Source organism: Halolamina sediminis, from assembly GCF_001282785.1.
In the GTDB taxonomy this organism is placed as follows: domain Archaea; phylum Halobacteriota; class Halobacteria; order Halobacteriales; family Haloferacaceae; genus Halolamina; species Halolamina sediminis.
Genome location: NZ_CVUA01000001.1, coordinates 2,049,588 through 2,071,076 on the forward strand (window position 1 = coordinate 2,049,588; position 21,489 = coordinate 2,071,076).

Consider the following 21,489-nt stretch of genomic DNA (forward strand, 5'->3'; position numbering starts at 1 on the left):
AGTCCCCGCCGGTCGCACGCTCGGGCATGCTCGAACCCGGCGACGACGCCCCCGAGTTCTCGCTCCCCAACCAGGACGGCGACGTGGTCTCGCTCTCGGATCTGCCCGGCGAGTACGCGGTCGTCTACTTCTACCCGCGCGCCGACACGCCCGGCTGCACCACCGAGGCCTGTTCGTTCCGTGACGACTGGGACACCTACGAGGAGGCGGGCGTCTCAGTCGTCGGCATCAGCGACGACCCCGTCGAGGATCTGGCTGATTTCCGTGAGAAGTACGACCTCCCGTTCGACCTGCTCTCCGACGAGGACGGCGAGGTGTCCGCGGCGTACGCCTCCTACGGCGAGAAGAACGTCTTCGGCAACCAAGTGATGGGCGTGTTCCGCAACACGTTCGTCGTGAACGACGGCGAGATCGTCGCCGTCTACGAGGGCGTCGACCCCGAGAACCACGCCGAGGAGATTCTGGCGGATCTCGACCTGAACTGACTTCTCGCCCGATCAGGCCCGCAGTCGCTGGAGCTCCTCGCTGACCACTTTTCGATTCAGCACGAGAAAGCCCACGAGGATGCAGCCGAAGCCGGCGACGGCCGCTGGCGGGAGCGCCTCGTCGAGTAGCGCCCAGCCCGTGACGGCGGCGACCGGCGGCACCGCGTAGCTCACGAGGTTCGCGGTGAACGGCCCCCGACTGCGCATCAGCGTGAAGTACGCCCCGTACCCCACCGAGCTCGCGACGACGCCGACGTAGCCGACCGCGACCCACGTCCACGTCCCCGATGGCACGACGATCGACTCCCCCAGCCCGAGGCTGGCGGCGTGGAGCATGATCGCGCCCAGCCCCATCGCCCAGCCAGTCGTGGGGAGGCTGGCCATCGGTGCGTCGACCCGGCGCAGCAGCACGCTGCCCGCCGCGACTGCGATCACCGCACAGAACACCAGCGCCGCCCCGAGCGCGTCCGGCCCGAGCAGCGCGAACGCGCCGTCGAGCAGATCGGGAGCCCCGGCCGGCGGCTCGGTCGCGGCGGTCGGCGACGGCCGCGCGATCAGCACCACGCCGATCAGTCCGAGGACGATCCCCACCGCGTCCCGGAGCGCCAGCCCGTCACCCGAGAGTAGCAGGGCGGCGAAGCCGACAGTGAGCACGGGATTGAGGCTGTACACGACCGACGCGACCGAGCCGGAGGTGTAGAGCTGCCCGAAGAAGAGGAAGAAGACGTTCCCGAACACGAGAAACGCCGCCGCGACGGCGATCGCCTGCCAGTCCGCGCGGGTCTGCGGGAGATCCAGCCGCCCCAGCGCCGCGAGCGCGCCGATTGTTACGACTGCGCCGATATCGAATCGAAACCCCGCGAACAGGATCGGCGGGATCGTCTCCAGGCCGACCTCGATCGCCGAGAAGCCGGCCCCCCACGCGACAGCCAGCACCACGAACAGCCCGGCGTCCTGATAGCGGGACACGTCGGAACTGGTGGCGGCGGCGGCTTGAGCGTGTCCATCGCGGTCCTATCTGCCGGCCACCGGCGTGAGAGTCGGGCCCACACCGGAGTGAGAGTTTAAGTACCGATCTCCCGCTATCGACGCCGTGAGCCGCTACCTGATCTCCGACCACCACTTCGGCCACGCGAACATCATCGAGTACTGCGACCGGCCGTTCGACTCGCCCGGCGCGATGGACAGCGCGATGCTCGACGCCCACTACGAGACGGTCCCGCCCGACGCCGTGCTCGTCCACCTCGGCGACGTGGCGATGGATATGCAGGACGGCCGGGAGACGATCGAGCGGTTCAACCAGCTCGACGGCGATCTGCTGGTGCGTGGCAACCACGACGTCGGGCTCGACCCCGACGACGCGCCGTTCCCGGTCGTCGACGCCACCGTACTGGATCACGGCGAGCGCACGTTCTACTGCACTCACCGCCCGGAGGACGTGCCGGAGGACTGGGACGGCTGGGTGATCCACGGCCACCACCACGACAACAACCCCGACACGCACCCGTTCGTCGCGGCCGACGCGCGTCGCGTGAACGTCTCCGCGGAGCTACTCGACTACCGCCCGGTCCGGCTCGATGGGCTGACGGCGCTGCTCGATCGGTGTGGGTCGACCGAGCGCCTTCGGGACGCCGCAGCCGCCGAGTCCCGGTTCGAGATCGACCTGCGGTGAGCTCAGCGCATCAGCTTCGTGAACAGTGGGTCGGCGTACTCCTACCTCGCGTCGACGTTCACGAGAGCGACGCTCTCGTGTGCAGACGGGAATCTCCGATTCTCGTCGACCACGAACGGGAGCGGAAACAGCAGCAGGATCGTGAGCCCGCCCGCAACGTCGCCCGGGAGCCCGAACGTCGTCGGGATCACGGAGCCGGCGAACGTCCCGGTGTGGGCGCCGGCGATCACGAACAGTAGTTGGCGAACGGAACGGCGACGGCGGTCGACTCCGTACGCGTCGATCGCCGTCACCGCCGAAAAACGGCCGTGGCTCGCGGCTCAGTAGCCGCGGTTGATCAGGTAGTCCGCCAAGTCAGCGAGCAGCCGGCTTGCCTCGTTGTCCGGTAGCGCGTCGAGGTGGTCCTTCGAGCGCGCGGTCAGCTCTTCGGCCTTCGAGCGGGCGTACTCGATGCTGCCCGCCTCCTCGAGCGTCTCGACGGCCGCGGCGACCTCGGCCTCGGTGAGCTCGTCGGCGGTCTCGGCGCCCACGAGCCCGTCCACGTCGACGCCCTGCTGGCGTGCGTGGAGGGTGATCAGCGTCTCCTTCTCCCCGACGAGGTCCGAGCCGCGCTGCTTGCCCAACTCCTCGCTCGGAACGGTGAGGTCGAGCACGTCGTCTTGGATCTGGAACGCGCGTCCGGAGTCGATCCCGTACTGCCGCAGCGCCTCGACGGTCTCGTCGTCGGCGCCGAGCAGGATCGCCGGAATGGCCGCGGAGGCGCCGTACAGCACGGCGGTTTTGAGCTCGACCATCTCGAGGTACTCCTCGGGCAGCACGCCCGCGCGGGTCTCGAACTCCACGTCCAGCGCCTGCCCCTCGCAGATCTCGGTGCAGGTGCGCGCCAGCCGGTTGGTGGCCGCGACGGAGAGCTCCGGCCGGCTGCCGGTGTCGGTCATGAACTCGAACGCCTTGGCGTACAGCGTGTCGCCCGCGAGGATCGCGGTCGACTCGTCGTACTCGCGGTGGACCGCCGGCACGCCGCGCCGGAGGTCGTCGTCGTCCATGATGTCGTCGTGGATCAGCGTGAACGACTGGATCACCTCGATGCTGACTGCCGCCCGCAGCAGGTCGACCTCGCCGTCGTACAGCGCGGGGAACTCGCGGTAGTCGGCGGTCCCCGGCGCCACGTCGGCCAGCGCCTCGCCAACGAGCAGACACACCGTCGGCCGCAGGCGCTTCCCCCCGGCGTCGAGCAGGTAGCGCGAGGCCTCGTAGAGGCGTTCGGGCTCCTCGATCGGGAGCTCCTCGGCGATGGCGTCGTTGACCCGCTCGCGGCGCTGTTTCACCGCGGCGAGCAGCCGTTCGACCGTCGCTTCGTCGCTCATCGTTACTCCGTGATCTGGTGGACCTGCCCGTTGCGCGAGAGGTGGATGTCCTCGCCCAGCGTGTACCCCTCGGACTCACACAGGTCGACGTACTGTGCGGCGTTCTTGAGGTCCTGGTGGGCGGGGAACACGTGTTCGGGCTGGAGCGCCTCCAGCATCTGGTAGTGGCCCTCCTGGCTCAGGTGGCCGGAGACGTGGATCTCGTCGTAGATGTGGGCGCCCTGCATCCGGAGCAGCTGCTCGGACTGGTAGCGCTGGCCCTCGTTGGTCGGCTCCGGGATCACGCGGGCACTGAAGATGACCTTGTCGCCGTCCTCGATGTCGTATGGGGTCTCGCCGCGACCCATCCGGGTGAGCATCGCGCGGGGCTCGCCCTGGTGGCCGGTGACGATCGGGAGGTAGTTTTCCTTCCCCTCCTTCATGATCCGCTTGAACGTGCGGTCGACGGACTTGCGGTGGCCGTACATCCCGAGATCGTCCGGGAAGTCGACGAAGCCGAGGCGCTCGGCCGTGCCGGAGTACTTCTCCATCGAGCGACCGAGCAGCACCGGCTCGCGGCCGATCTCCTCGGCGAACTCGACGAGGCTCTTCACGCGGGCGATGTGGCTGGAGAACGTGGTCGCGACGATCCCGCCGTCGTAATCCTCCAGACTCATCATCACGTCACGCAGGTGCTCGCGGGCGACGCGCTCGGAGGGCGTCCGGCCCTTCTTCGAGGCGTTGGTACAGTCCTCGATGTACGCGAGCACGCCCTCCTCCCGGCTGATCTCGCTGAACCGATCCATGTCGATCGGGTCGCCGATGACGGGCGTGTGGTCCATGCGCTTGTCCAGCCCGTACACCACGGCGCCCTCCGGCGTGTGGAGCACGGGGTTGATCGCGTCGATGATGGAGTGGGTGACGTTGACGAACTCCAGTTCGGTGTCGTCGCCGATCTGCATCGTCTCCCCGGCGTCCATCTTGATCAGGTCGTTGTCGACCTCGAACTTCGACTCGCCCTGGACCTGCTGTTTCACCAGCTCGATCGTGAAGGGCGCCGAGACGATCGGTGCGTCGTAGCGGTGGGCCAGCTTCGAGATGGCGCCGATGTGGTCGAGGTGGCCGTGCGTGGGCACGATGGCCTGCACGTCGCCCTCGATCTCGGACATGACCCGGTCGTCCGGGATGGCGCCCATGTCGATCAGGTCGAGGCTGTGCATCTGCTCGGTCTCGACGTTGTCGTGAATCAGGACCTTACTCAGGTTCAGGCCCATGTCGAAGATGACGACGTCGTCGCCCGCGCGGACCGCGGTACACTGTCTACCGACCTCTTCGTAGCCGCCGATTGTTGCGATTTCGACTTCCATGGTTGGATGCACTCAAAGCCACGTTCGTGGCGGTGTGCGTACTGAAACAGCCGCGAGCGTGGGGGTCGTGGACCCCGGCGTCTTACAGCGCGTCGGTCACCGATCCCCGCAACGCCCCGGTGGCGTTTACCCGCGGGATGTTCTTACTCGTCCTTCTGCGTCCGAGGGTAAAAATGGCGCGGGTCGACGGCCGACCGCCGGAGAACGCCTCAGACCCCGAAAACAGACCGCAACAGGTCCCGAGAGCCCGGTCCCAGCCCGACCGCGCTGACCGCGATCAGGAGCAGCGTCGTGTACCGCGGCGTCTCCTCCACCAGTTCGGGCTCGAACACCCAGATCAGGAACGTCGCCGCCGCCATCTTCACGACGAGGAACGGCCACGCCGCCCCGAACAGGTCGACGATGAACTGGTTCGCGGGGTGTTTGGGGTTGAGGTTGTACGGCACGCCCAGCGCCATCAGGTAGTCCAGCCCGATCACGTTCGCGGCGCCGTCGACGGCGTGAGCGACGAGCACCATCCCGCCGGCGATCCCCGTCCCCTCGTTGATGCTCGGCGCGAACGTCTCGATGGCGTACCACGTCCCGACGGCCGCGGCCGCCGAGAGCCCGACCATCGCGACCAGCACCAGCGGGTAGAACTGCACCTGTGGATCCGTCAGCGCGAGGTAGGAGAGGTAGCCGACCGAGAGCAGGAACGCGCCGCTGCCCATCGCCGTCAGCGGGCGGACGTAGTCGTCGACGTACTCCTGCCGGGCCAGCCACAGCGAGAGGAGGATGCAAGCCAGCGCGATGACGAACAGCGTGAAGTAGATGATCGGACTGATCAGCAGCGTGTTCAGCGGGTAGTCGAACCAGCTGTCGCCCATCGCGTTGTGGGCGTCCTCGACGGTCCGGAGCGCGCCGCCGAGCAGCATGAACGGCACCATCGCCCAGAACAGCCCGCGCTCCTCGCCGATCCCGAGCCGCTCAAGCAGCAACACGACGCCCGTGATCGTGAGCAGGAGCGAGACGATGTAGCCGATCTCGCTGACGACCGTGTAGCCCGGGTAGGCCACGGGCTCGGCGGCCGCTTGGCACGCCGACGTGCTGTAGAGGTACTCGACAGTGCTTCCGGGGCGGACCGCACAGACCGCGTTGTGTGCGTCGGCCTGTACCGGTCCCCAGAAGTAGTGCCAGATGAACCCATCGTAGACGGTCTCGGGGGCGAGTATCGACCCCCCGACCAGCGCCACCAGGAGTGTGCCGACGACCCCGGCCCAGAGGCGTTCCGGGTTCCCATCAGCCCACTCGCGGAGGGAGAACATACCTCAACACCGCACAGCGTGGGGCTTCAGGGTTGCGGTATCCCGCATCGACCGACCCGGGACCAGTAACGTTACCTCACGCGACCCGCCCGTGGTGGTATGGTCAGTCCGACACCGATGCTGGTGGCCGGCGGCGTCGCGGTCGCCGTGATCGCCGTCTACGCCGCTTACCGGAAGGGGCGAGCCGACGGGATCGAGCGGGCCCAGCGCGACCAGTCGCGGCAGGCCCACGACGCCGCCACCGAGCGGGAGCCGCCGGTCGACGTGGGCGATCGCGTCTCGTTGGGCATCAAGGAGTTCAACAGCCACCACTCCGGCGAGCGGGTCGCGGTCTGCAAGAAGGAGGGGTTCGTGATCTTCGTCGACGGCGTGCCCGACGGCGCGGGCGTGGGCGACGTGATCGACGCCGAGATCGTCGACTTCGGCCAGGACCGCAACTCCGCCGAGGCGCAGTACGTCGGCTAGACCGGCAGCCCGTCCGCCTCGTAGTCGGTACCGAGCACCACCATCGTCTGTGAGCGCGTGAACCCCTCGGTGTCGGCGATGTGGTCGAACATCAGGTCCCGGAGCGCCTCGGTGTCCGCGGCGTGGACCCGCACCATCACGTCCCACTGCCCGGTCGTGAGGTGGACCTCCTGTACCTCGGGTAGGCCGGCGAGATGGGCCAGCGCCTCCTCCTCGCGGCCCTGTTCGGTGCGGAGGCCGACGAACGCGCTCACGCCGTACCCCACCGCGTCGGCGTCGACGCTCGCGTGGTACCCCTCGATGACGCCCGCCTCTTCCATGCGGTTCACCCGGTCGTGGACCGTCGCACTGGACATGTCGATCCGGCGGGCCACCTCGCTGAATGGGGTCCGGGCGTCCTCCTGGAGGATACGGAGGATCTGCCGGTCCGTCTCGTCGAGTTCCATGGTTCGGGGTCCGGGGTGGAGGCTCTTTGCGGTTGTGACTGGGCCGCTGATTCGTGTCTGTCGGGCGGGGTTTGGGCTTGGGTTGATTAGCTGTGCTCAGTGAGACTCGAGGTGTTGGGTTGTCGGAGATCAACAACACCGTGAAAGCCCCTGCCGGCTCCGGTCGGGGGGCTCGCGTCGGTCGCCTGCGGTGCGTGCCTCGTCCGCCTTCCCGGAGCCGACAGCCCCTTTCAGTTCCACTCACCCGCACAGCCCACATACCTCCCCAGCCGACTCGTTCGCTCCTTTCCGTCGCTCACTCGTCCCTCGCGCTGAGGCACGGCACGAGGCCGTGCCCGCTTTCGCGCCACCGCAGGAAAGCTGTGAACCGCAAGTGTTCCCAGCGAAGATACGCGTCTTGTCGATATTTTTCTCTTTCTGGAACAGACCGGAACGCAACGGAGGTCAGACCGCGTCGTCGATCTCCCGTGCGGCCGCCAGCATCTCGTCGTGGAGCGTGCCGTTCGAGACGACCAGCCCGCGGGCGTCGTGGTGCCATCGGTCTCCCTCCAGATCGGTAACTTTCCCGCCGGCCTGCCGCACGAGGTGGACGCCGGCGATCGTGTCCCAGGGCTTCGTCTGGACGTTGGTGATCACCCCCTCGACCGAGCCGGCGGCGACCATCGCGAGCGCGGCCTGTGCGCTGCCGGGCCGTCGCAAGTCCGCGAAGCGGGTCACGATAGCCTCACACGCGCGGGCGTACTCGTCGCGTCGCTCCCGCGGCCACCACACGGTCGGCACGACCGCGGCGCGCTCGGGGTCGCTCACTAACGAAACCGAGATTTCGGTGCCGTTGCGGTAGGCCGCCTCGCCGTCGGCGGTGTACACGTCGTCCATCGCAGGCAGGTAGTTGCAGGCCGCAACCGGCTCACCGTCGGTCACGCAGCCGACCGCGGTGGCCCACGTCGTGAGCTCCCGGACGTAGCTGTTGGTGCCGTCGATGGGGTCGACGATCCACGCCGGCCCCGTTTCCGGCACCGACTTGCGCGCGTCGTCCTCCTCGCCGACGATCGGTTCCTCGGGACGTTCATCCCGGATGATCCCCTCGACCTCACGCTGGGCCGCGCGGTCGGCCTCAGTCACCACGTCGGTCTTCCCGTCCTTCGTCTCGACCGCGACGCCGGTCCGGAAGAACTCCTTCGCCACGTCGCCGCCCGCGACGGCCGCGCGGCGGGCGAGCGCGGCGCGGCCACTCGCTCCGTGTTCGTGCATGGTTTTCGGTCTCCGTGAGCCAGCCCCAAGAACGCTCTGGGTCCTGCTCGCGTGTGAGCCCGGGCCGACGATGACGCCGTCCGCAGCGGTCCCCTCCCACGGTTCCGCGGTGTTTCGGCCACCGGCGCGAACGCGCCACAGGAACAGATCACGACGTTGTCCCGATGCGATAAGCTTCAAGGCAACGCCGGGGGAACTGATGAGGTGTCTATGGACATCTCTGATATCGCCGTCGAGGAGTTCGTCGAGGTCGAGGCCGGCACCCGTGTCGCGAAGATTCGGTCGCGGTTCGAGCGGGAGAACCCCAAAGGGGTCGTCGTCATGGACGACGGCGACTGTATCGGCGTGATCCGCGAGAAACAGCTGATCCAGTCCCACGTCGAGGACGACATGAAGGTCGGCGCCGTCGTCCGCTCCTCACGGAGCGGCGGGAGCCCGCCGAAGGTGGGCCGGCACGACGACGTGCGCGAGGTCTCCCGCGTCCTCGTCGAGGGCGACGTGAAGATCGCCCCCGTCTACGAGGGTGAGAACCTCTGGGGGATCGTCGCGGCCGACGATATCCTGCGTGCGGTGCTCGAGAACCTCGAAGCGATCACCGTCGGCGACATCGCCTCGGAGTCGGTCGTCACCGTCACCGAGGACGACCACGTCGGCAAGGCGATCAACCGCCTGCGGGAGAACGGTATCTCCCGGCTGCCCGTCGTCAACGAGACCGGCGACCTCACGGGGATCGTCACGACCAACGACATCGTCGACTTCGCGGTCCGGGACGAGGACCGACAGGGCGAGGGCGACCGCAGCGGCGAGCTCGAGCGCATGCTCGACATCCCCGTCTACGACCTGATGTCGAGCCCGGTCCAGACGATCACCGCCGGCGAGACCGTCGAGGAGGCGGTGTCGGTCATGTTCGAGAACGGCATCTCCGGGCTCATCGTGACGGCGACGCCCGACGGCGCCGAGATCGAGGGCGTCATCACGAAGACCGACGTGCTCCGTGCGCTGACCCACACCGAGGAGGAGTCGATGGACGTCCAGATCACGAACGTCAATCTGCTGGACGTGCTCTCCCGTGAGGACATCGTCGCGGACATCACGAGCGTCGCGGACAAGTTCAAGGAGATGAACGTGCTCCACGCCCACGTCCGCTTCACCCAGCACAAGGAGAAGCTCCGTGGGACCCCGCTGCTGCGCTGTCAGATCCGCCTGCGAACCACGCAGGGGCAGGTCGCCGGCTCCGGTGAGGGGTACGGCGCCGAGCACGCGTTCCACGTCGCGCTCGACCGACTGGAGCGGAACGTGCTCGAACTCAAGGGCGTGAAGGCCGACGAGGAGTACCGCGGCCAGTTGATGCGGAAGCTGAACGAGCTCTAACCCGACCTTTTGCTGCGGGCCCCGGAGGGCCCTTGCAAAAGCTCGGCCAAAAGCCTGCGTCGGCCCCTGACGGGGCCTCCTTGGCCCGCTCGCTCACTTCCGTTCGCTCGCGGTGAGTAGGTTATCTTCGGGCCACATCCACGAACGACGTGAGCGACCTCCGATTTTTTGCTGCTGGCGCGCCAGCGTCCCGGCGTGTCCTCGACCACCGCTCCCTCCACCGATCGTGCTCGGCTGTGGCGCTGTGTCCTCCTCGGCGGCGCCGTCGGCGTCGCGGTGGCGCTCCCCGTCTACGGGCAGGGCGGGCAGGGCGGCCCGCTGCTGTTCGTCGCGGGTCTCGTGGCCGGCTACCTCGCTCCCGAGGCGGTCGACGCCTACGCGGCCGGGGGCCGCGCGGGCCTGATCGCCGCACTCCCGCTCGTGGTGTGGTTCCTGTACGATTCGACGACGTGGTTCCTCTGGCAGGACGGGTGGTTCAGGACCGTCGGCAGTCTACTCGCCATCGCATTCGTCCTCGGTGCCGGCTACTTCGCCGGCGGCATCGGCGCGGGGATCGGCGGCTGGCTGGCGGTCCAGTTCGGGCGGAACGAGCCGAGTTAGAGATCCTCGGCAGCCGCCAGCCCTTCCTCGACGATCCGGAACGTCGCGGTCTCGCCGGTCGCTTTCGAGCGGTGTTTCTCCAGCGCCGCCCGGCGGTTCCCGCCCCGGAACCGCTCAAGCCGTAGTACGACGCCGGTCCAGTGCTCGAGCGTGTTGCCGCCCAGCCCGCGGGTCCGATCGGCGTCGGGGTCACGGAACACCTGGTTCGTGATCACGACCGCGAGGTCGTGTTTCCGGGCCAGCGAGAGCAGGTGGGTGATCTGCCCGGCGACTTTCCGGAGGGACTCGCCGCCGGAGTCGTCGCCCGCGCGCTCCAGTCGGTAGAACCCCGTCGCGGAGTCGAGCACGATCAGGTCGGCGGTGTCGGCGAGCTCCTCGGCGTCTCGGACGGCCTCGGCCTGTTCGGCGAAATCGTGGGCCGCCGAGATCACGATCCGGGAGGCCACGTCCTCGAAGTCCGCCTCGCCGTCGGTCTTCCCGTCGACGATCTGCCGGAAGCGGTCGACCGACAGCCCCTCGGTATCGATGTACAGCGCGCGCCCGCCGTCGACGGCGGCCTCGACGGCCGCCGCGAGCGCGAGGTTGGTCTTCCCCGCCGCCGGTTCGCCGTACACCTGCGTGACGGTGCCGCGCTCGAAGCCGCCGCCGAGCAGGTCGTCGATCGGGTCGCAGCCGGTAGGGACGGACTCGCTCATTGGCGAGGTTTGCGCGGGGTGGTACGAAAGCGCTCGGACTCGCGGCGGTTCGGTACTTCTGCGGGATCGAGTACGGCCGCCCTGACGTTTCCTCGATCGACTCTGCCGCCGTTCGACCAGAGAATTCGGCAGCCGTCGGCCGGTAATTCGCTGTGTGGCAGCGCGAAGAAAACCTCGGTCTAACGCCACACTTATGCGCGAACACCCCTTCTTTCTACCTAACTCACTCCGGGTTACTCATGAACGAAGTCCAACTGGAAGTCGCGAAAGCGTACCCGAACGACTCGGGCCGTGGTATCGCTCGGCTCGACCCCGACACCCTGCTCCACCTCAAGCTCTCCCCCGGGGACATCATCGAGATCGAGGGCGCCGAGACCACGGCGGCGAAGGTCTGGCGCGCCGATCGACAGGACTGGAACACCGACACGGTGCGTATCGACGGTTTCACCCGCCAGAACGCCGACGTGAGCATCGGCGAGCGCGTCACCATCCGGAAGGCCGAGGCCGAGACTGCCGAGTCGCTCACCCTCGCGCCGCCGGAAGAGGCGTCGGTGCAGTTCGGCTCCGAGGCCGCCGGCATGGTGAAACGCCAGATCCTCAAGCGCCCGGTGGTCGAGCGCGACATCGTCCCCGTGATGTCGAGCACGAACCACCCGTTCATGCGCTCGCCCGGGCAGGCGATCCCGCTGATCGCCGTCGACACCGAGCCCGACGGGGTCTGCCTCATCACCGAAGAGACCGACGTGGAGCTCCGCGAGGAGCCTATCTCCGGCTTCGACAAGACCGGCGGCGGGATCACCTACGAGGACATCGGCGGCCTCGAAGACGAGATCCAGCGCGTCCGGGAGATGGTCGAATTGCCGATGAAACACCCCCAGATCTTCAAGAAACTGGGCATCGAGCCGCCCCAGGGGGTGTTGCTCCACGGGCCGCCCGGCACCGGGAAGACGCTGCTCGCGAAAGCCGTCGCCAACGAGACCTCCGCGAGCTTCTTCTCCATCGCGGGCCCGGAGATCATCTCGAAGTACTACGGCGAGTCCGAACAGCAGCTCAGGGAGATCTTCGAGGACGCCAAGGAGGACAGTCCCTCGATCGTGTTCATCGACGAGCTCGACTCCATCGCACCCAAACGGGAGGACGTGACCGGCGAGGTCGAGCGCCGCGTCGTCGCCCAGCTACTGACGATGATGGACGGGCTCGACTCCCGCGGGCAGGTGATCGTCATCGGCGCGACCAACCGCGTCGACAGCGTCGACCCCGCGCTGCGCCGCCCCGGCCGATTCGACCGCGAGATCGAGATCGGCGTCCCCGACGAGACCGGCCGCAAGGAGATTCTCCAGATCCACAGCCGCGGGATGCCGCTATCGGACGACATCGACCTCGACCACCTCGCCGCCGAGACCCACGGGTTCGTCGGCGCCGACATCGAGAGCCTCAGCAAGGAGGCCGCGATGAAGGCGCTGCGGCGCTACCTCCCCGAGATCGACTTAGACGAGGAGGAGGTGCCGCCGAGCCTGATCGACCGCATGATCGTCAAGAAGGAGGACTTCCGCGGCGCGCTCAACGAGGTCGAACCCAGCGCGATGCGGGAGGTGCTGGTCGAGCTCCCCAAGATCACGTGGGACGACGTGGGTGGCCTCACCGACCCCAAACAGCAGGTGAAGGAGGCCGTCGAGTGGCCGCTATCCAGCCCCGAGAAGTTCGAGCGCATGGGCGTCGAGGCGCCGAAGGGCGTGCTGCTGTACGGCCCGCCCGGCACCGGGAAGACGCTGATGGCGAAGGCCGTCGCGAACGAGACCAACGCCAACTTCATCTCGGTCCGCGGCCCGCAACTGCTCTCGAAGTGGGTCGGCGAGTCCGAGAAGGCGATCCGGCAGACGTTCCGGAAGGCCCGACAGGTCTCGCCCACCGTGATCTTCTTCGACGAGCTCGACTCGCTCGCGCCGAGTCGCGGTGAGCAGGCCGGGACCAACGTCTCCGAGCGCGTCGTCAATCAGCTGCTGACCGAGCTCGACGGGCTGGAGGAGATGGGCGAGGTGATGGTGATCGGCGCCACCAACCGCCCGGACATGATCGACCCCGCGCTGATCCGCTCGGGGCGCTTCGACCGGCTCGTGATGGTCGGCGCGCCCGACCAGGGCGGCCGGGAGCAGATCCTCGACATCCACACCGAGAACACGCCGCTGGCGCCGGACGTGAGCCTGAAGGAGGTCGCCGAGATCACCGACGGCTACGTCGGCTCCGACCTGGAGTCGATCTGTCGGGAGGCTGCGATCGAGGCGCTGCGGGAGTCCGACGGCGCCGAGGAGGTCGAGATGCGCCACTTCCGGCAGGCGATCGAGGCGGTGCGCCCGACGATCACCGACGACCTGATGAGCTACTACGAGGAGGTCGAGGAGGAGTTCCGCGGCAGCTCCAGCGCGAACGTCGACCGCGGTAACCGTCTGGGCTTCCAGTAGGCACAAAACGGTCTTTTTCCCTCCACAAGGGCCTTTTAGCGACGGTTCGGAGTTGCGCGTATGCGCCGACGTGCCCTCCTCGCCTCGCTGGCAGCTGGCAGCAGCCTCCTCGCCGGCTGTAGCTCCGTCGGGACGACCGACACCGAGCCCAGCGACCCCGCGACGGACACGCCGACAGCCACGCCGTCGACGCCGGCCGGGACCCCCGACGAGGTGGTCCAGATCGACGGGAACGCGCTGTTCGGCGCCAGCGTCGTCGACCTCGGGACGATCGACCGGACGTACGCGCTCTCGCCGATGCGCTACCGGACCGAGGACGGCGCCGAAGTTCGGATGCGGTTCGACGCGACCGCGGCCGCCGACCACCCCGCCCGGCTGGTCGCCTCGCTCCAGAACACCGAGCGGTACCGCGAGTCGGTCGGCCTCGACTGGCTCCCGCCCTTTGGCCGCCCGGCGAGCGAACCGCCACGCGACCACGGCGAGCCGTCGATGAGCGCGGGGCTCCGCGACGAGGGGAGCCTGCTCTTCGCGCCGACGGGGGATCACGACCTCGTCGACGAGCCGCCAGCGGTCGAACGCGACAGCGACGGCCAGTGGCGGCTGGCGGGCGAGATCGACCGCTGGCTGCCCGAGACGGTCACGCTCGACCCCGGCGAGGCGATCCGGGGGGAGTACGCCGTCGTCGGCCACCCCGAGGGGTCGGGCCGGCCGACCGGCGTGTACGAGTACCTCGGCGGGACCGACGGCGCGGACGCCAGCATCACCGTCTGGGAGACGAGCGCGCCCGGGCCCGACGGGGAGTCCCGCTTCGCCGGCGAGTCCGTCCCCCCGATCGACGGCGACGGCGAGGCCGGAGCGGGCTGGTACCACACCGCCGACGAGTCCTCCGGGACGTACCTCCGCCCCGAGACCGAGCGGGCCGAGCTCCCGGCGGGGATCACGTTCCAGTTCGTCAACCACACCCGCGAGCAGTTGGGCTGTGGCCACTGGTACGTGTACAAGCGCCACGACGGCGAGTGGTTCGACCTCGGCCCGTACGTCCGGACCGCGGAGTGTCGGATGGTGCCGCCCGCGGGCACGAAGTCGTGGACGCTGCACGCCTACCGCGGCGGCGGGAGCCTCCCGCCCGAGGACGGCCGCGCCTACCCTCACCTCGGCGGCGGCCGCTACGCCGTCTCGGTCGGCTACGGCGACGAGTCCTCCTCGAGCACGGCGATGGTCGAGCTCGTCGGCGACCCCGGCGAGATCGTGCCGACCGACGGCGTCGAACACGAACGTGACGGCAACACCGTCACTGTCACCGCGCCGGAGTGGGACGGCGGCGAGAGCGAGGAGGACGTGACGGTGTCCGTGACTCGCGCCGGCGAGGCCGAGGAGACGCTCATCCGCGAGCAGGTGATGCGTGACTGGTACCGCGGCCTGCGGAACACGCTCCCGTTCTTCGACGAGGGCATCGACGAGGTACGACTCCGGAGCACCGAGCAGGTCACGTACGGACTCATCGGCCACGACGAGTCGCGCAGCCGCTACCGCGTGGACGGGCAGGCGTACGAGGTGCGCGTCGCCGACGACGAGTAGCGCTGCCGGTAGCACAACACCCTCCCCGCCGGCGCCGGTACGTCCGGGCGTGACCGAGAACCAGAGCGACACGTTCGACATCGGCGAGTACACCGTCCACCGACTGGGCTTCGGCGCGATGCGGCTCTGCGGCGAGAACATCATCGGCGCGCCCGACGACGAGGAGGCCGCACGGAACGTGGCTCGGGAGGCGGTCGAACTCGGCGTCGACTTCGTCGATACGGCAGACTCCTACGGCCCCGGCACGAGCGAGCGCCTGCTCTCCGAGGCCGGCGTGGTCGACGACGCGCTGATCGCGACGAAAGGCGGGCTGCTCCGGAACCCCGACGGCGACTGGCTCCCGCTCGGCGACCCCGACTACCTGCGCAACGCCACGCTGGCGTCGATCGACCGACTGGGCGTCGACAGTATCGACCTCTACCAGCTCCACCGCCCCGACCCCGACGTCGACTTCGAGGCGTCCGTCGCGACGCTGGGAGAACTCAAAGACGACGGGCTGGTCGACAACGTCGGCCTGAGCAACGTCTCCGTCGAGCAGTTGGAGACCGCCCGCGATCACGTCGAGATCGCGACGGTCCAGAACGAGTACAATCTCACGAACCGCGAGCACGAGGACGTCTTGGACGCCTGTGAGGACGCCGGAATCGGCTTCATCCCGTACTTCCCGATCGGCGCGGGCGACCTCAGCGAGAAAGCCGAGATCGTCGACGAGATCGCCGACGCACACGACGCCTCGCGCTACCAGATCGCGCTGGCGTGGCTGCTGGGTAGTTCGGACGTGACACTGCCGATCCCGGGCACGTCGAGCGTCGAACACCTTCGGGAGAACGTCGCGGCGAGCGGGATCGAGCTCTCGGATACAGAGCTCGCGCGGTTGAGCGAGTGAGTCAGTAGATCAGCTCGTCGGAGTTCTCGACCATGTACAGCGTCCGCGCGGCGATGTTCACCGTGTGGTCGCCGACGCGTTCGAGGTCCCGAACCGTCAGCAGCAGCCGCGAGACGTCGGCCATCAGGTCCTCGATCTCGTTCTCGTCGTCGGCCTCCTTCTCGATCAGGTCGCGGACGATGATCTCGGAGGCGTTCTCACACAGCGCGTCGAGCTCGTCGTCGCGCTCGGCGACCGCGAAGCAGCCGTCGGCGTCCTCGTCCTCGTAGGCCGCCATCGCTATCGCGAGCATCTCAAGCGTCTCGTCGCCGATCCGCTGGACGTCGACGTCGGGGAACACCTCGTAGCGGGCCTCCGCGGCGTACTCGCCGAGGTTGGTCGCGAGGTCGGCGATCCGCTCCAAGTCGGTGATGATCTTGAACGAGGAAGCGATGAAGCGCAGGTCGCCGGCGACGGGCTGCTGGAGCGCGAGCAGGTCGATGCAGTCCTGTTCGAGCTCGAGGTACAGCTCGTTCACCTCGCTGTCCCGGTCGATCACCTCCTGACCGAGATTGCCGTCCTGCTGTTCGAGCGCGTCCAGCCCCATCCGGAGGCGCTCAGCAACGAGCTCGCCCATGTAGAGCACGTCCTCCCGCAGCGATTCGAGCTGTCGTTGGTAGTCGTCCCGCGGCATGCCCGTCGATTGCGCCGCGGGGTAGATAACTGTTCGAGACTCCGCCCCGTCTCCCGTGGGGAACGTAGCCATGGGGCCGCCTCGGCAGCCGTCCGAGGCGATACGCGCCGCTGTTCGAACGGGGGCGACAGAAGGATCCGTGGAAAATGCGGCCGCGCTACCCGAACTTCCCGGTGATGTAGTCCTCGACTCGATCGTTCTCGGGGTTCTCGAACACCTTGTCGGTGTCGTCGAACTCCACGAGCTCGCCGCCGGTGAGGAACACGGCGGTCTTATCGGAGATGCGGGCGGCCTGCTGCATGTTGTGGGTGACGATCACGACCGTGTACTCCTCGGCCATGTCGTCGATCAAGTCCTCGATCTTCGAGGTCGCGACGGGGTCGAGCGCCGACGCGGGCTCGTCCATCAGCACCACCTCGGGGTCGACCGCGATCGCACGGGCGATGCAGAGTCGCTGCTGCTGGCCGCCGGAGAGGTCCAGTCCCGACTGATCGAGCTGATCTTTCACCTCGTCCCAGAGCGCGGCATCCTTGAGCGCCTGCTCGACTTTCTCGTCTAAGTTCTCGGTGCGGTCCTGCAGGCGCAGCCCGTAGGCGACGTTGTCGTAGATGCTCTTGGGGAACGGGTTGGGCTGCTGGAACACCATCCCGATACGCCGGCGCAGCGCGACGGGGTCGACGTCGTCGTCGTAGACGTTCTTCCCGTCGAACAGCATCTCGCCCTCGACGCGTGCGGCGTCGATCAAGTCGTTCATCCGGTTGATGCTCCGGAGGTAGGTGGACTTCCCACAGCCCGAGGGGCCGACCATCGCGGTCACCCGCTTCTCCGGGATTTCCATGCTCACCGACCGCAGCGCCTGCTCGTCGTTGTACCAGACGCTCAGGTCGCGGCTCTCGATGATCGTCTCGGTCTCGCCGTCGGCGTCCCGGTCGCGTCCCCGGCCCTCGGGGACGCCGACCGCGTACTCGTCGCCGCTCGATCCCTCGCTCATGTCTGTTGGCTGGTCAGCGTTGCTCATAGTGGTTGCGTACGTAGATCGCGATCGAGTTCATGCTCAGCATCGCGGTCAGCAGCACCACGATGCCCGCCGCGAGGACGGTGGTGTAGAACGCCGGGCTGGCGTACGTCGACGCCCAGACGTACAGCTGCAGCGGCATCGCGCCGATCGCGGAGTTCCAGGAGTCGGGCACGCCGAACACCTGCGCGGCGCCGATCACCAGCAGCGGCGCGGTCTCGCCGATCGCCCGCGAGAGCGCGAGGATCGTCCCCGTCAGAATCCCCGGGAACGCCCGCGGGAGCACGACGTTCTTCACGGTCTGCCAGCGCGTCGCACCCATTCCGTAGGAGGCCTGCCGCGCGGAGTCCGGCACCGCCCGGATCGCTTCCCGTGAGGAGATGATCACGATGGGGAAGACGAGCAGCGCGAGCGTCGCGCCGCCGACCAGCAGCGTCCCGGTCGGCTGGCCCGCGTAGCGGACGAACAGCCCCAGCCCCAGCAGCCCGTACACCACCGAGGGCACGCCCGCGAGGTTGCTGATGTTCACGTCGATGATCCGGGTCAGCGTCGTGTCGGGCGCGTACTCCTCTAAGTACACCGCGGCGCCGACGCCGGCCGGCACCGCGATGGCGGCGACGACGAACATCAGGAGGATCGTTCCGACGACCCCGGAGTAGATCCCCACGGCCGAGGGGTCGCTGGCGCGCTGGACCGTGCTGGTCAGGAACCCCCAGTCGACCCACGACTCGGGGCCGGCGAAGCCGAGCGCGCCGACCAGCAGTTCGCCCGTCAGCGCGCCGGCGACGACGACCGCGGGCAGCAACAGCCCGACGCGTCGTTCGGGACGCTCCTTCAGCACGATCGCGACGTAGATCCCAGTCGGGACCCCGGCGAACAGCGCGAGCGCGACGCCCGGGATCGCGCCGAGCCCGGTCGCCGTCCCCACGACGCCGCCGACGGCGCTGCCGAGCAGGATCGCCGCACCGGCGATCCGCCCGGCGCGCTGGCCCCACCGACCGCCGAGCCAACGTCCCAGCAGGAGCGCCTCGGGCACCCCGAGCGTCAGCACGAGCACCATCCAGTCCGCCGGCACCGTCGGGAGCTCCTGGACGACCCCCGGGATCACCAGCAGCGAGCCAGCCGTCGTCCCGAGCAGCAGTCCCAGTTTCGCGAGGAACGGCACGTTTCGGTCGGTCCGCCGCAGCGCGGCGGCGACGCCGATCGGCACCGCGACCGCGACGACAAAGGAGAGCCACACCAGCGTCGGGATCACGTCGATGAACAGCGCGGCGAGCCCCCCGGCGTACAACGCCGCGATCCCCGGCATCACGGTGCCGAGCAGCCCCGTCGCGAGCGTGCCGTAGCTCCGCCGGTAGCTCCACCAGCCCACGCCGACGGTCGGCACGACCAGCGTGAGGAAGAAGGTGAGGTGCCAGCCGGGATCCGCCGTCAGCGGCTTGAACGCGTCGTTGGCGACGTACACCAACAGCACCGCGAGCGTCAGGATGCCCGCGAGCGTCGACGCGAGCAGCACCGCACGGAACAGCTTCCCGATCCGTCGGCTGACCCGGCCGAACCCTTCTCTGACGTCCGCGCTCATTGGTAGTCCTCCTGGTACCGTCGGGAGATCAGGTCACTGAGCACGTTCATCGCGAGGGTGATCACGAACAGCACCAGCCCGACCGCGAACAGGCTGCGGTAGGCGAGCCCACCGCCGGTCACGTCGCCGGTCAGTAGCTGGATCATCGCCGCGGTCATCGTCATTCCCGGTTCGAGGTAGGTGTCGGGGTCGAACAGCGAGAGGTACGAGGCGATACTCGTCGGGTCGAACTCGCGGGCGAGCGAACCGCCCGCAAGCGTCACCGCCATCGTCTCGCCGATCGCGCGCGACAGCGCGAGAATAAAGGAGGAGAAGATCCCCGACGCCGCCGCGGGGACGACGATCCCCGTCGACACGTCGTACTTGGTCGCGCCCATGCCGTAGCCCGCCTGCCGGAGGTCGTCGGGCACCGCCTGCATCGCGTCCTCCGAGACCGATGCGACCATCGGGAGGATCATGATGCCGACGACGATACACGCCGAGGCGACGTTGAACAGCCCGTCGACGCCGAACAGCGCGTCGAGCACGGGCGTGATGTACGCCACCGCGAAGATCCCGTAGATGATGGAGGGGACGCCCGCGAGGATCTCGAGTGCGGGCTTGAGGTAGGAGCGTGCCCGCTCGCTGGCGTACTCGCTGAGGTACAGCGCCGTCGCCACGCCCAGCGGGATCGCGATCAGCCCGGAGCCCATCGTCACCATCACCGTCACCGCCACCAGCGGCATCACGCCGAGGTTCGGCCCTTGGAGCCCCCACTCGCTGCCGGTGAAAAACTCCGTCAGCGTTGCGGTCGGCCCCTCGATCCCCACTAGCGGCGCGGTGATCGCGAAGAACTTCGAGGCCTCGTACACCAACAGCCCGATGATGCTCAGCGTCGTGACGACGGACAGCGCCGCACACGAGAAGAAGAACGCCTTCGCGAGCAGTTCTCGCGAGGAGTTCTGCGTCCGTCGGGTCAACCCCTCTGTTGCTCCGTCCCCGCTCATTGTAACTCGTTCATCGGTGTATCACCGAAAAAGCGCTTCGTTGTGTGGTTCACAGCGCGGCCGACACTACTCGGCGGCCGCTTCGATCGCCGATTCGAGGCGGTCGAGGTTCTCCTGCTTCTCCTCCTCGGTGTTCGGGACGTAGCCGACCTCGTCGGCGACGATCTCCTCGCTCGTACTGTTCTCGAGCCAGAAGCGCGCGAACTCGGCGACGTGCTCCTCGGCCAGCGCCGACTGTGCGGGGTAGGTGAACAGCGGCCGGGAGAGCGGCTGGTACTCGCCGCTGCTTGCGGTCTCCAGCGTCGGCTTCACGCAGCCGTCGCCGTTGTCGATCCCCAGCGCCGTCACGCGGTCGGTGTTCTCGGAGTAGTAGGCGTAGCCCATGTAGCCGATCGCGTACTCGCTGTTGGCGACGCCGTTGATGATCTGGTTGTCCTGTTCGGTCGCCTGGTAGTCGGTCCGGTGTTCGCCCTCCTCGCCGATGATCTCCTCGAGGAAGTAGTCGAACGTCCCGGAGGCGTCGGTGGGGCCGTAGAGGTCGATCTCCTCGTCGGGCCAGTCGGCGTTCACGTCGTTCCACGTCGTCGGCTGGCTCTCGCCCGACCAGATCTCCGCCAGCTCTTCGACCGTGATACACTCCTCGCCGTCGTCGCCGAACCACTCGGCGTCGTTGTTGACGACGACCGTCAGCGCGTCGGTCGCGACTTTGAGTTCGACTGGCGTCACGTCGTTGTTCGAACACTGCTCCTCTTCGGTCTCGGTGATCGGTCGGGAGGCGTTGTTGAAGTCCGTATCGCCCGTACAGAAGTAGTTCGTGAACCCCCCACCGCTGCCGGTCGAGTTGACCGAGATATCGACGTCCGGGTGGACGTCCTCAGCGGTGAACTCCCCGCGCATCGCGACCGAAAGCGGGAACACCGTCGAACTGCCGGAGATGTCGATGTTCCCGGTGAGTCCGTCGCTCTCGGTGTCAGTGTTGCTCGTACAGCCGGCAGCCGCGACCGTGCCCGTGGCGGCTGCGGCGGCGAGGAACGTTCGTCGGGAGACGCCGTCGGTCTGTTTTGCCATCACCGGATAGTTCCCGTACGCAGGTAAATACACTACTATGAAATCTATATAGTACAACGTTCGGAAACAGTTCTCACACGTATCCGTCGAATCGGTTGTCCCCGAACGGTCTGTATCTGCTTGTATGGGCCGATTCGGCGACTATTTTAGCGATCTGCGTCGAAAAACGTCTCGGTAGATTCGTGGCTCAATGGTGTGTCTTTCCGTTCGAGTATCAGGTCGACGTGGGAGTATATAGCT

At 67.9% G+C, this 21,489-nt stretch carries 21 protein-coding genes; 8 read left to right on the top strand and 13 right to left on the bottom strand.

The window, feature by feature from the left end; translation table 11 throughout:
• The first annotated feature begins 26 nt into the window (after positions 1 to 26).
• Positions 27 to 485, top strand: a complete 459-nt coding sequence (gene bcp / locus BN1959_RS10260; protein ID WP_053948566.1) for a thioredoxin-dependent thiol peroxidase — start codon at positions 27 to 29, stop codon at positions 483 to 485.
• A gap of 12 nt (positions 486 to 497) precedes the next feature.
• On the opposite strand, the gene BN1959_RS10265 is transcribed toward bcp, so the two are convergent.
• A complete protein-coding gene (locus tag BN1959_RS10265) occupies positions 498 to 1,454 on the bottom strand; it encodes a DMT family transporter (protein ID WP_053948567.1) in 957 nt (318 codons plus the stop codon).
• A 124-nt stretch (positions 1,455 to 1,578) separates the two neighbouring features.
• On the opposite strand from BN1959_RS10265, the gene BN1959_RS10270 reads away from it, so the two are divergent.
• A complete protein-coding gene (locus BN1959_RS10270; protein ID WP_053948568.1) occupies positions 1,579 to 2,157 on the top strand; it encodes a metallophosphoesterase in 579 nt (192 codons plus the stop codon).
• A gap of 41 nt (positions 2,158 to 2,198) precedes the next feature.
• Here the strand turns inward: BN1959_RS10270 and BN1959_RS10275 are convergent, their stop codons facing one another.
• The 4 genes from BN1959_RS10275 to BN1959_RS10290 all read right to left on the bottom strand — a co-directional run bounded on the left by BN1959_RS10275 (position 2,199) and on the right by BN1959_RS10290 (position 6,174).
• Positions 2,199 to 2,450, bottom strand: coding sequence for a hypothetical protein (locus tag BN1959_RS10275; protein ID WP_053948569.1), 252 nt, complete (start codon positions 2,448 to 2,450; stop codon positions 2,199 to 2,201).
• 27 nt (positions 2,451 to 2,477) lie between these two features.
• The gene (gene idsA3, locus BN1959_RS10280; protein ID WP_053948570.1) at positions 2,478 to 3,524 is read right to left on the bottom strand and encodes a geranylfarnesyl diphosphate synthase; all 1,047 of its coding nucleotides are present in this window, start codon (positions 3,522 to 3,524) and stop codon (positions 2,478 to 2,480) included.
• 2 nt (positions 3,525 to 3,526) lie between these two features.
• Positions 3,527 to 4,870 carry a ribonuclease J gene (locus BN1959_RS10285; RefSeq protein WP_053948571.1) on the bottom strand — a complete coding sequence of 448 codons (1,344 nt, stop codon included), beginning with the start codon at positions 4,868 to 4,870 and terminating at the stop codon, positions 3,527 to 3,529.
• A 209-nt stretch (positions 4,871 to 5,079) separates the two neighbouring features.
• On the bottom strand, positions 5,080 to 6,174 hold the full coding sequence (locus tag BN1959_RS10290) for a DUF63 family protein (protein WP_053948572.1): 1,095 nt from the start codon (positions 6,172 to 6,174) through the stop codon (positions 5,080 to 5,082).
• Between the two features lie 99 nt (positions 6,175 to 6,273).
• Here BN1959_RS10290 and BN1959_RS10295 point away from each other — a divergent pair, with 99 nt between their 5' ends.
• Positions 6,274 to 6,639 carry a hypothetical protein gene (locus BN1959_RS10295; protein WP_237560324.1) on the top strand — a complete coding sequence of 122 codons (366 nt, stop codon included), beginning with the start codon at positions 6,274 to 6,276 and terminating at the stop codon, positions 6,637 to 6,639.
• On the opposite strand, the gene BN1959_RS10300 is transcribed toward BN1959_RS10295, so the two are convergent.
• The gene (locus BN1959_RS10300; protein ID WP_053948573.1) at positions 6,636 to 7,085 is read right to left on the bottom strand and encodes an Lrp/AsnC family transcriptional regulator; all 450 of its coding nucleotides are present in this window, start codon (positions 7,083 to 7,085) and stop codon (positions 6,636 to 6,638) included. The two genes, BN1959_RS10295 and BN1959_RS10300, sit on opposite strands and share 4 nt — an antisense overlap.
• A gap of 444 nt (positions 7,086 to 7,529) precedes the next feature.
• On the bottom strand, positions 7,530 to 8,336 hold the full coding sequence (locus BN1959_RS10305; protein WP_053948574.1) for an inositol monophosphatase family protein: 807 nt from the start codon (positions 8,334 to 8,336) through the stop codon (positions 7,530 to 7,532).
• A 210-nt stretch (positions 8,337 to 8,546) separates the two neighbouring features.
• On the opposite strand from BN1959_RS10305, the gene BN1959_RS10310 reads away from it, so the two are divergent.
• Together BN1959_RS10310 and BN1959_RS14750 are read left to right on the top strand one after the other, a co-directional pair.
• Positions 8,547 to 9,707 (top strand): CBS domain-containing protein, encoded by a 1,161-nt coding sequence (locus BN1959_RS10310; RefSeq protein ID WP_053948575.1) that lies wholly within the window; start codon positions 8,547 to 8,549, stop codon positions 9,705 to 9,707.
• A gap of 195 nt (positions 9,708 to 9,902) precedes the next feature.
• Positions 9,903 to 10,307: a DUF5518 domain-containing protein gene (locus BN1959_RS14750; protein WP_053948576.1), complete on the top strand. Its 405-nt coding sequence runs from the start codon at positions 9,903 to 9,905 to the stop codon at positions 10,305 to 10,307.
• Here BN1959_RS14750 and radB read toward each other — a convergent pair.
• Entirely contained in the window at positions 10,304 to 11,002 is a 699-nt protein-coding gene (gene radB, locus BN1959_RS10320; RefSeq protein ID WP_053948577.1) for a DNA repair and recombination protein RadB, read from the bottom strand. The genes BN1959_RS14750 and radB overlap by 4 nt on opposite strands.
• 239 nt (positions 11,003 to 11,241) lie before the next feature.
• Here radB and BN1959_RS10325 point away from each other — a divergent pair, with 239 nt between their 5' ends.
• The 3 genes from BN1959_RS10325 to BN1959_RS10335 are packed head-to-tail and all read left to right on the top strand — an operon-like array spanning position 11,242 to position 15,925.
• Positions 11,242 to 13,461 (top strand): CDC48 family AAA ATPase, encoded by a 2,220-nt coding sequence (locus BN1959_RS10325; protein WP_053948578.1) that lies wholly within the window; start codon positions 11,242 to 11,244, stop codon positions 13,459 to 13,461.
• Between the two features lie 60 nt (positions 13,462 to 13,521).
• The gene (locus tag BN1959_RS10330; RefSeq protein WP_053948579.1) at positions 13,522 to 15,039 is read left to right on the top strand and encodes a hypothetical protein; all 1,518 of its coding nucleotides are present in this window, start codon (positions 13,522 to 13,524) and stop codon (positions 15,037 to 15,039) included.
• A 49-nt stretch (positions 15,040 to 15,088) separates the two neighbouring features.
• Positions 15,089 to 15,925 carry an aldo/keto reductase gene (locus tag BN1959_RS10335; RefSeq protein ID WP_053948580.1) on the top strand — a complete coding sequence of 279 codons (837 nt, stop codon included), beginning with the start codon at positions 15,089 to 15,091 and terminating at the stop codon, positions 15,923 to 15,925.
• A 1-nt stretch (position 15,926) separates the two neighbouring features.
• On the opposite strand, the gene phoU is transcribed toward BN1959_RS10335, so the two are convergent.
• The 5 genes from phoU to BN1959_RS10360 all read right to left on the bottom strand — a co-directional run bounded on the left by phoU (position 15,927) and on the right by BN1959_RS10360 (position 21,249).
• Positions 15,927 to 16,598, bottom strand: coding sequence for a phosphate signaling complex protein PhoU (gene phoU, locus BN1959_RS10340; RefSeq protein WP_053948581.1), 672 nt, complete (start codon positions 16,596 to 16,598; stop codon positions 15,927 to 15,929).
• 157 nt (positions 16,599 to 16,755) lie between these two features.
• Positions 16,756 to 17,589 carry a phosphate ABC transporter ATP-binding protein PstB gene (gene pstB, locus BN1959_RS10345; protein WP_053948582.1) on the bottom strand — a complete coding sequence of 278 codons (834 nt, stop codon included), beginning with the start codon at positions 17,587 to 17,589 and terminating at the stop codon, positions 16,756 to 16,758.
• A gap of 13 nt (positions 17,590 to 17,602) precedes the next feature.
• Positions 17,603 to 19,195 carry a phosphate ABC transporter permease PstA gene (gene pstA, locus BN1959_RS10350; RefSeq protein ID WP_053948583.1) on the bottom strand — a complete coding sequence of 531 codons (1,593 nt, stop codon included), beginning with the start codon at positions 19,193 to 19,195 and terminating at the stop codon, positions 17,603 to 17,605.
• Complete coding sequence (gene pstC / locus BN1959_RS10355; protein WP_053948584.1) at positions 19,192 to 20,181, bottom strand: phosphate ABC transporter permease subunit PstC; 990 nt, start codon at positions 20,179 to 20,181, stop codon at positions 19,192 to 19,194. The genes pstA and pstC overlap by 4 nt, the downstream gene beginning before the upstream one ends.
• 66 nt (positions 20,182 to 20,247) lie before the next feature.
• Positions 20,248 to 21,249 carry a PstS family phosphate ABC transporter substrate-binding protein gene (locus BN1959_RS10360; protein WP_053948585.1) on the bottom strand — a complete coding sequence of 334 codons (1,002 nt, stop codon included), beginning with the start codon at positions 21,247 to 21,249 and terminating at the stop codon, positions 20,248 to 20,250.
• Between the last annotated feature and the right edge of the window lie 240 nt (positions 21,250 to 21,489).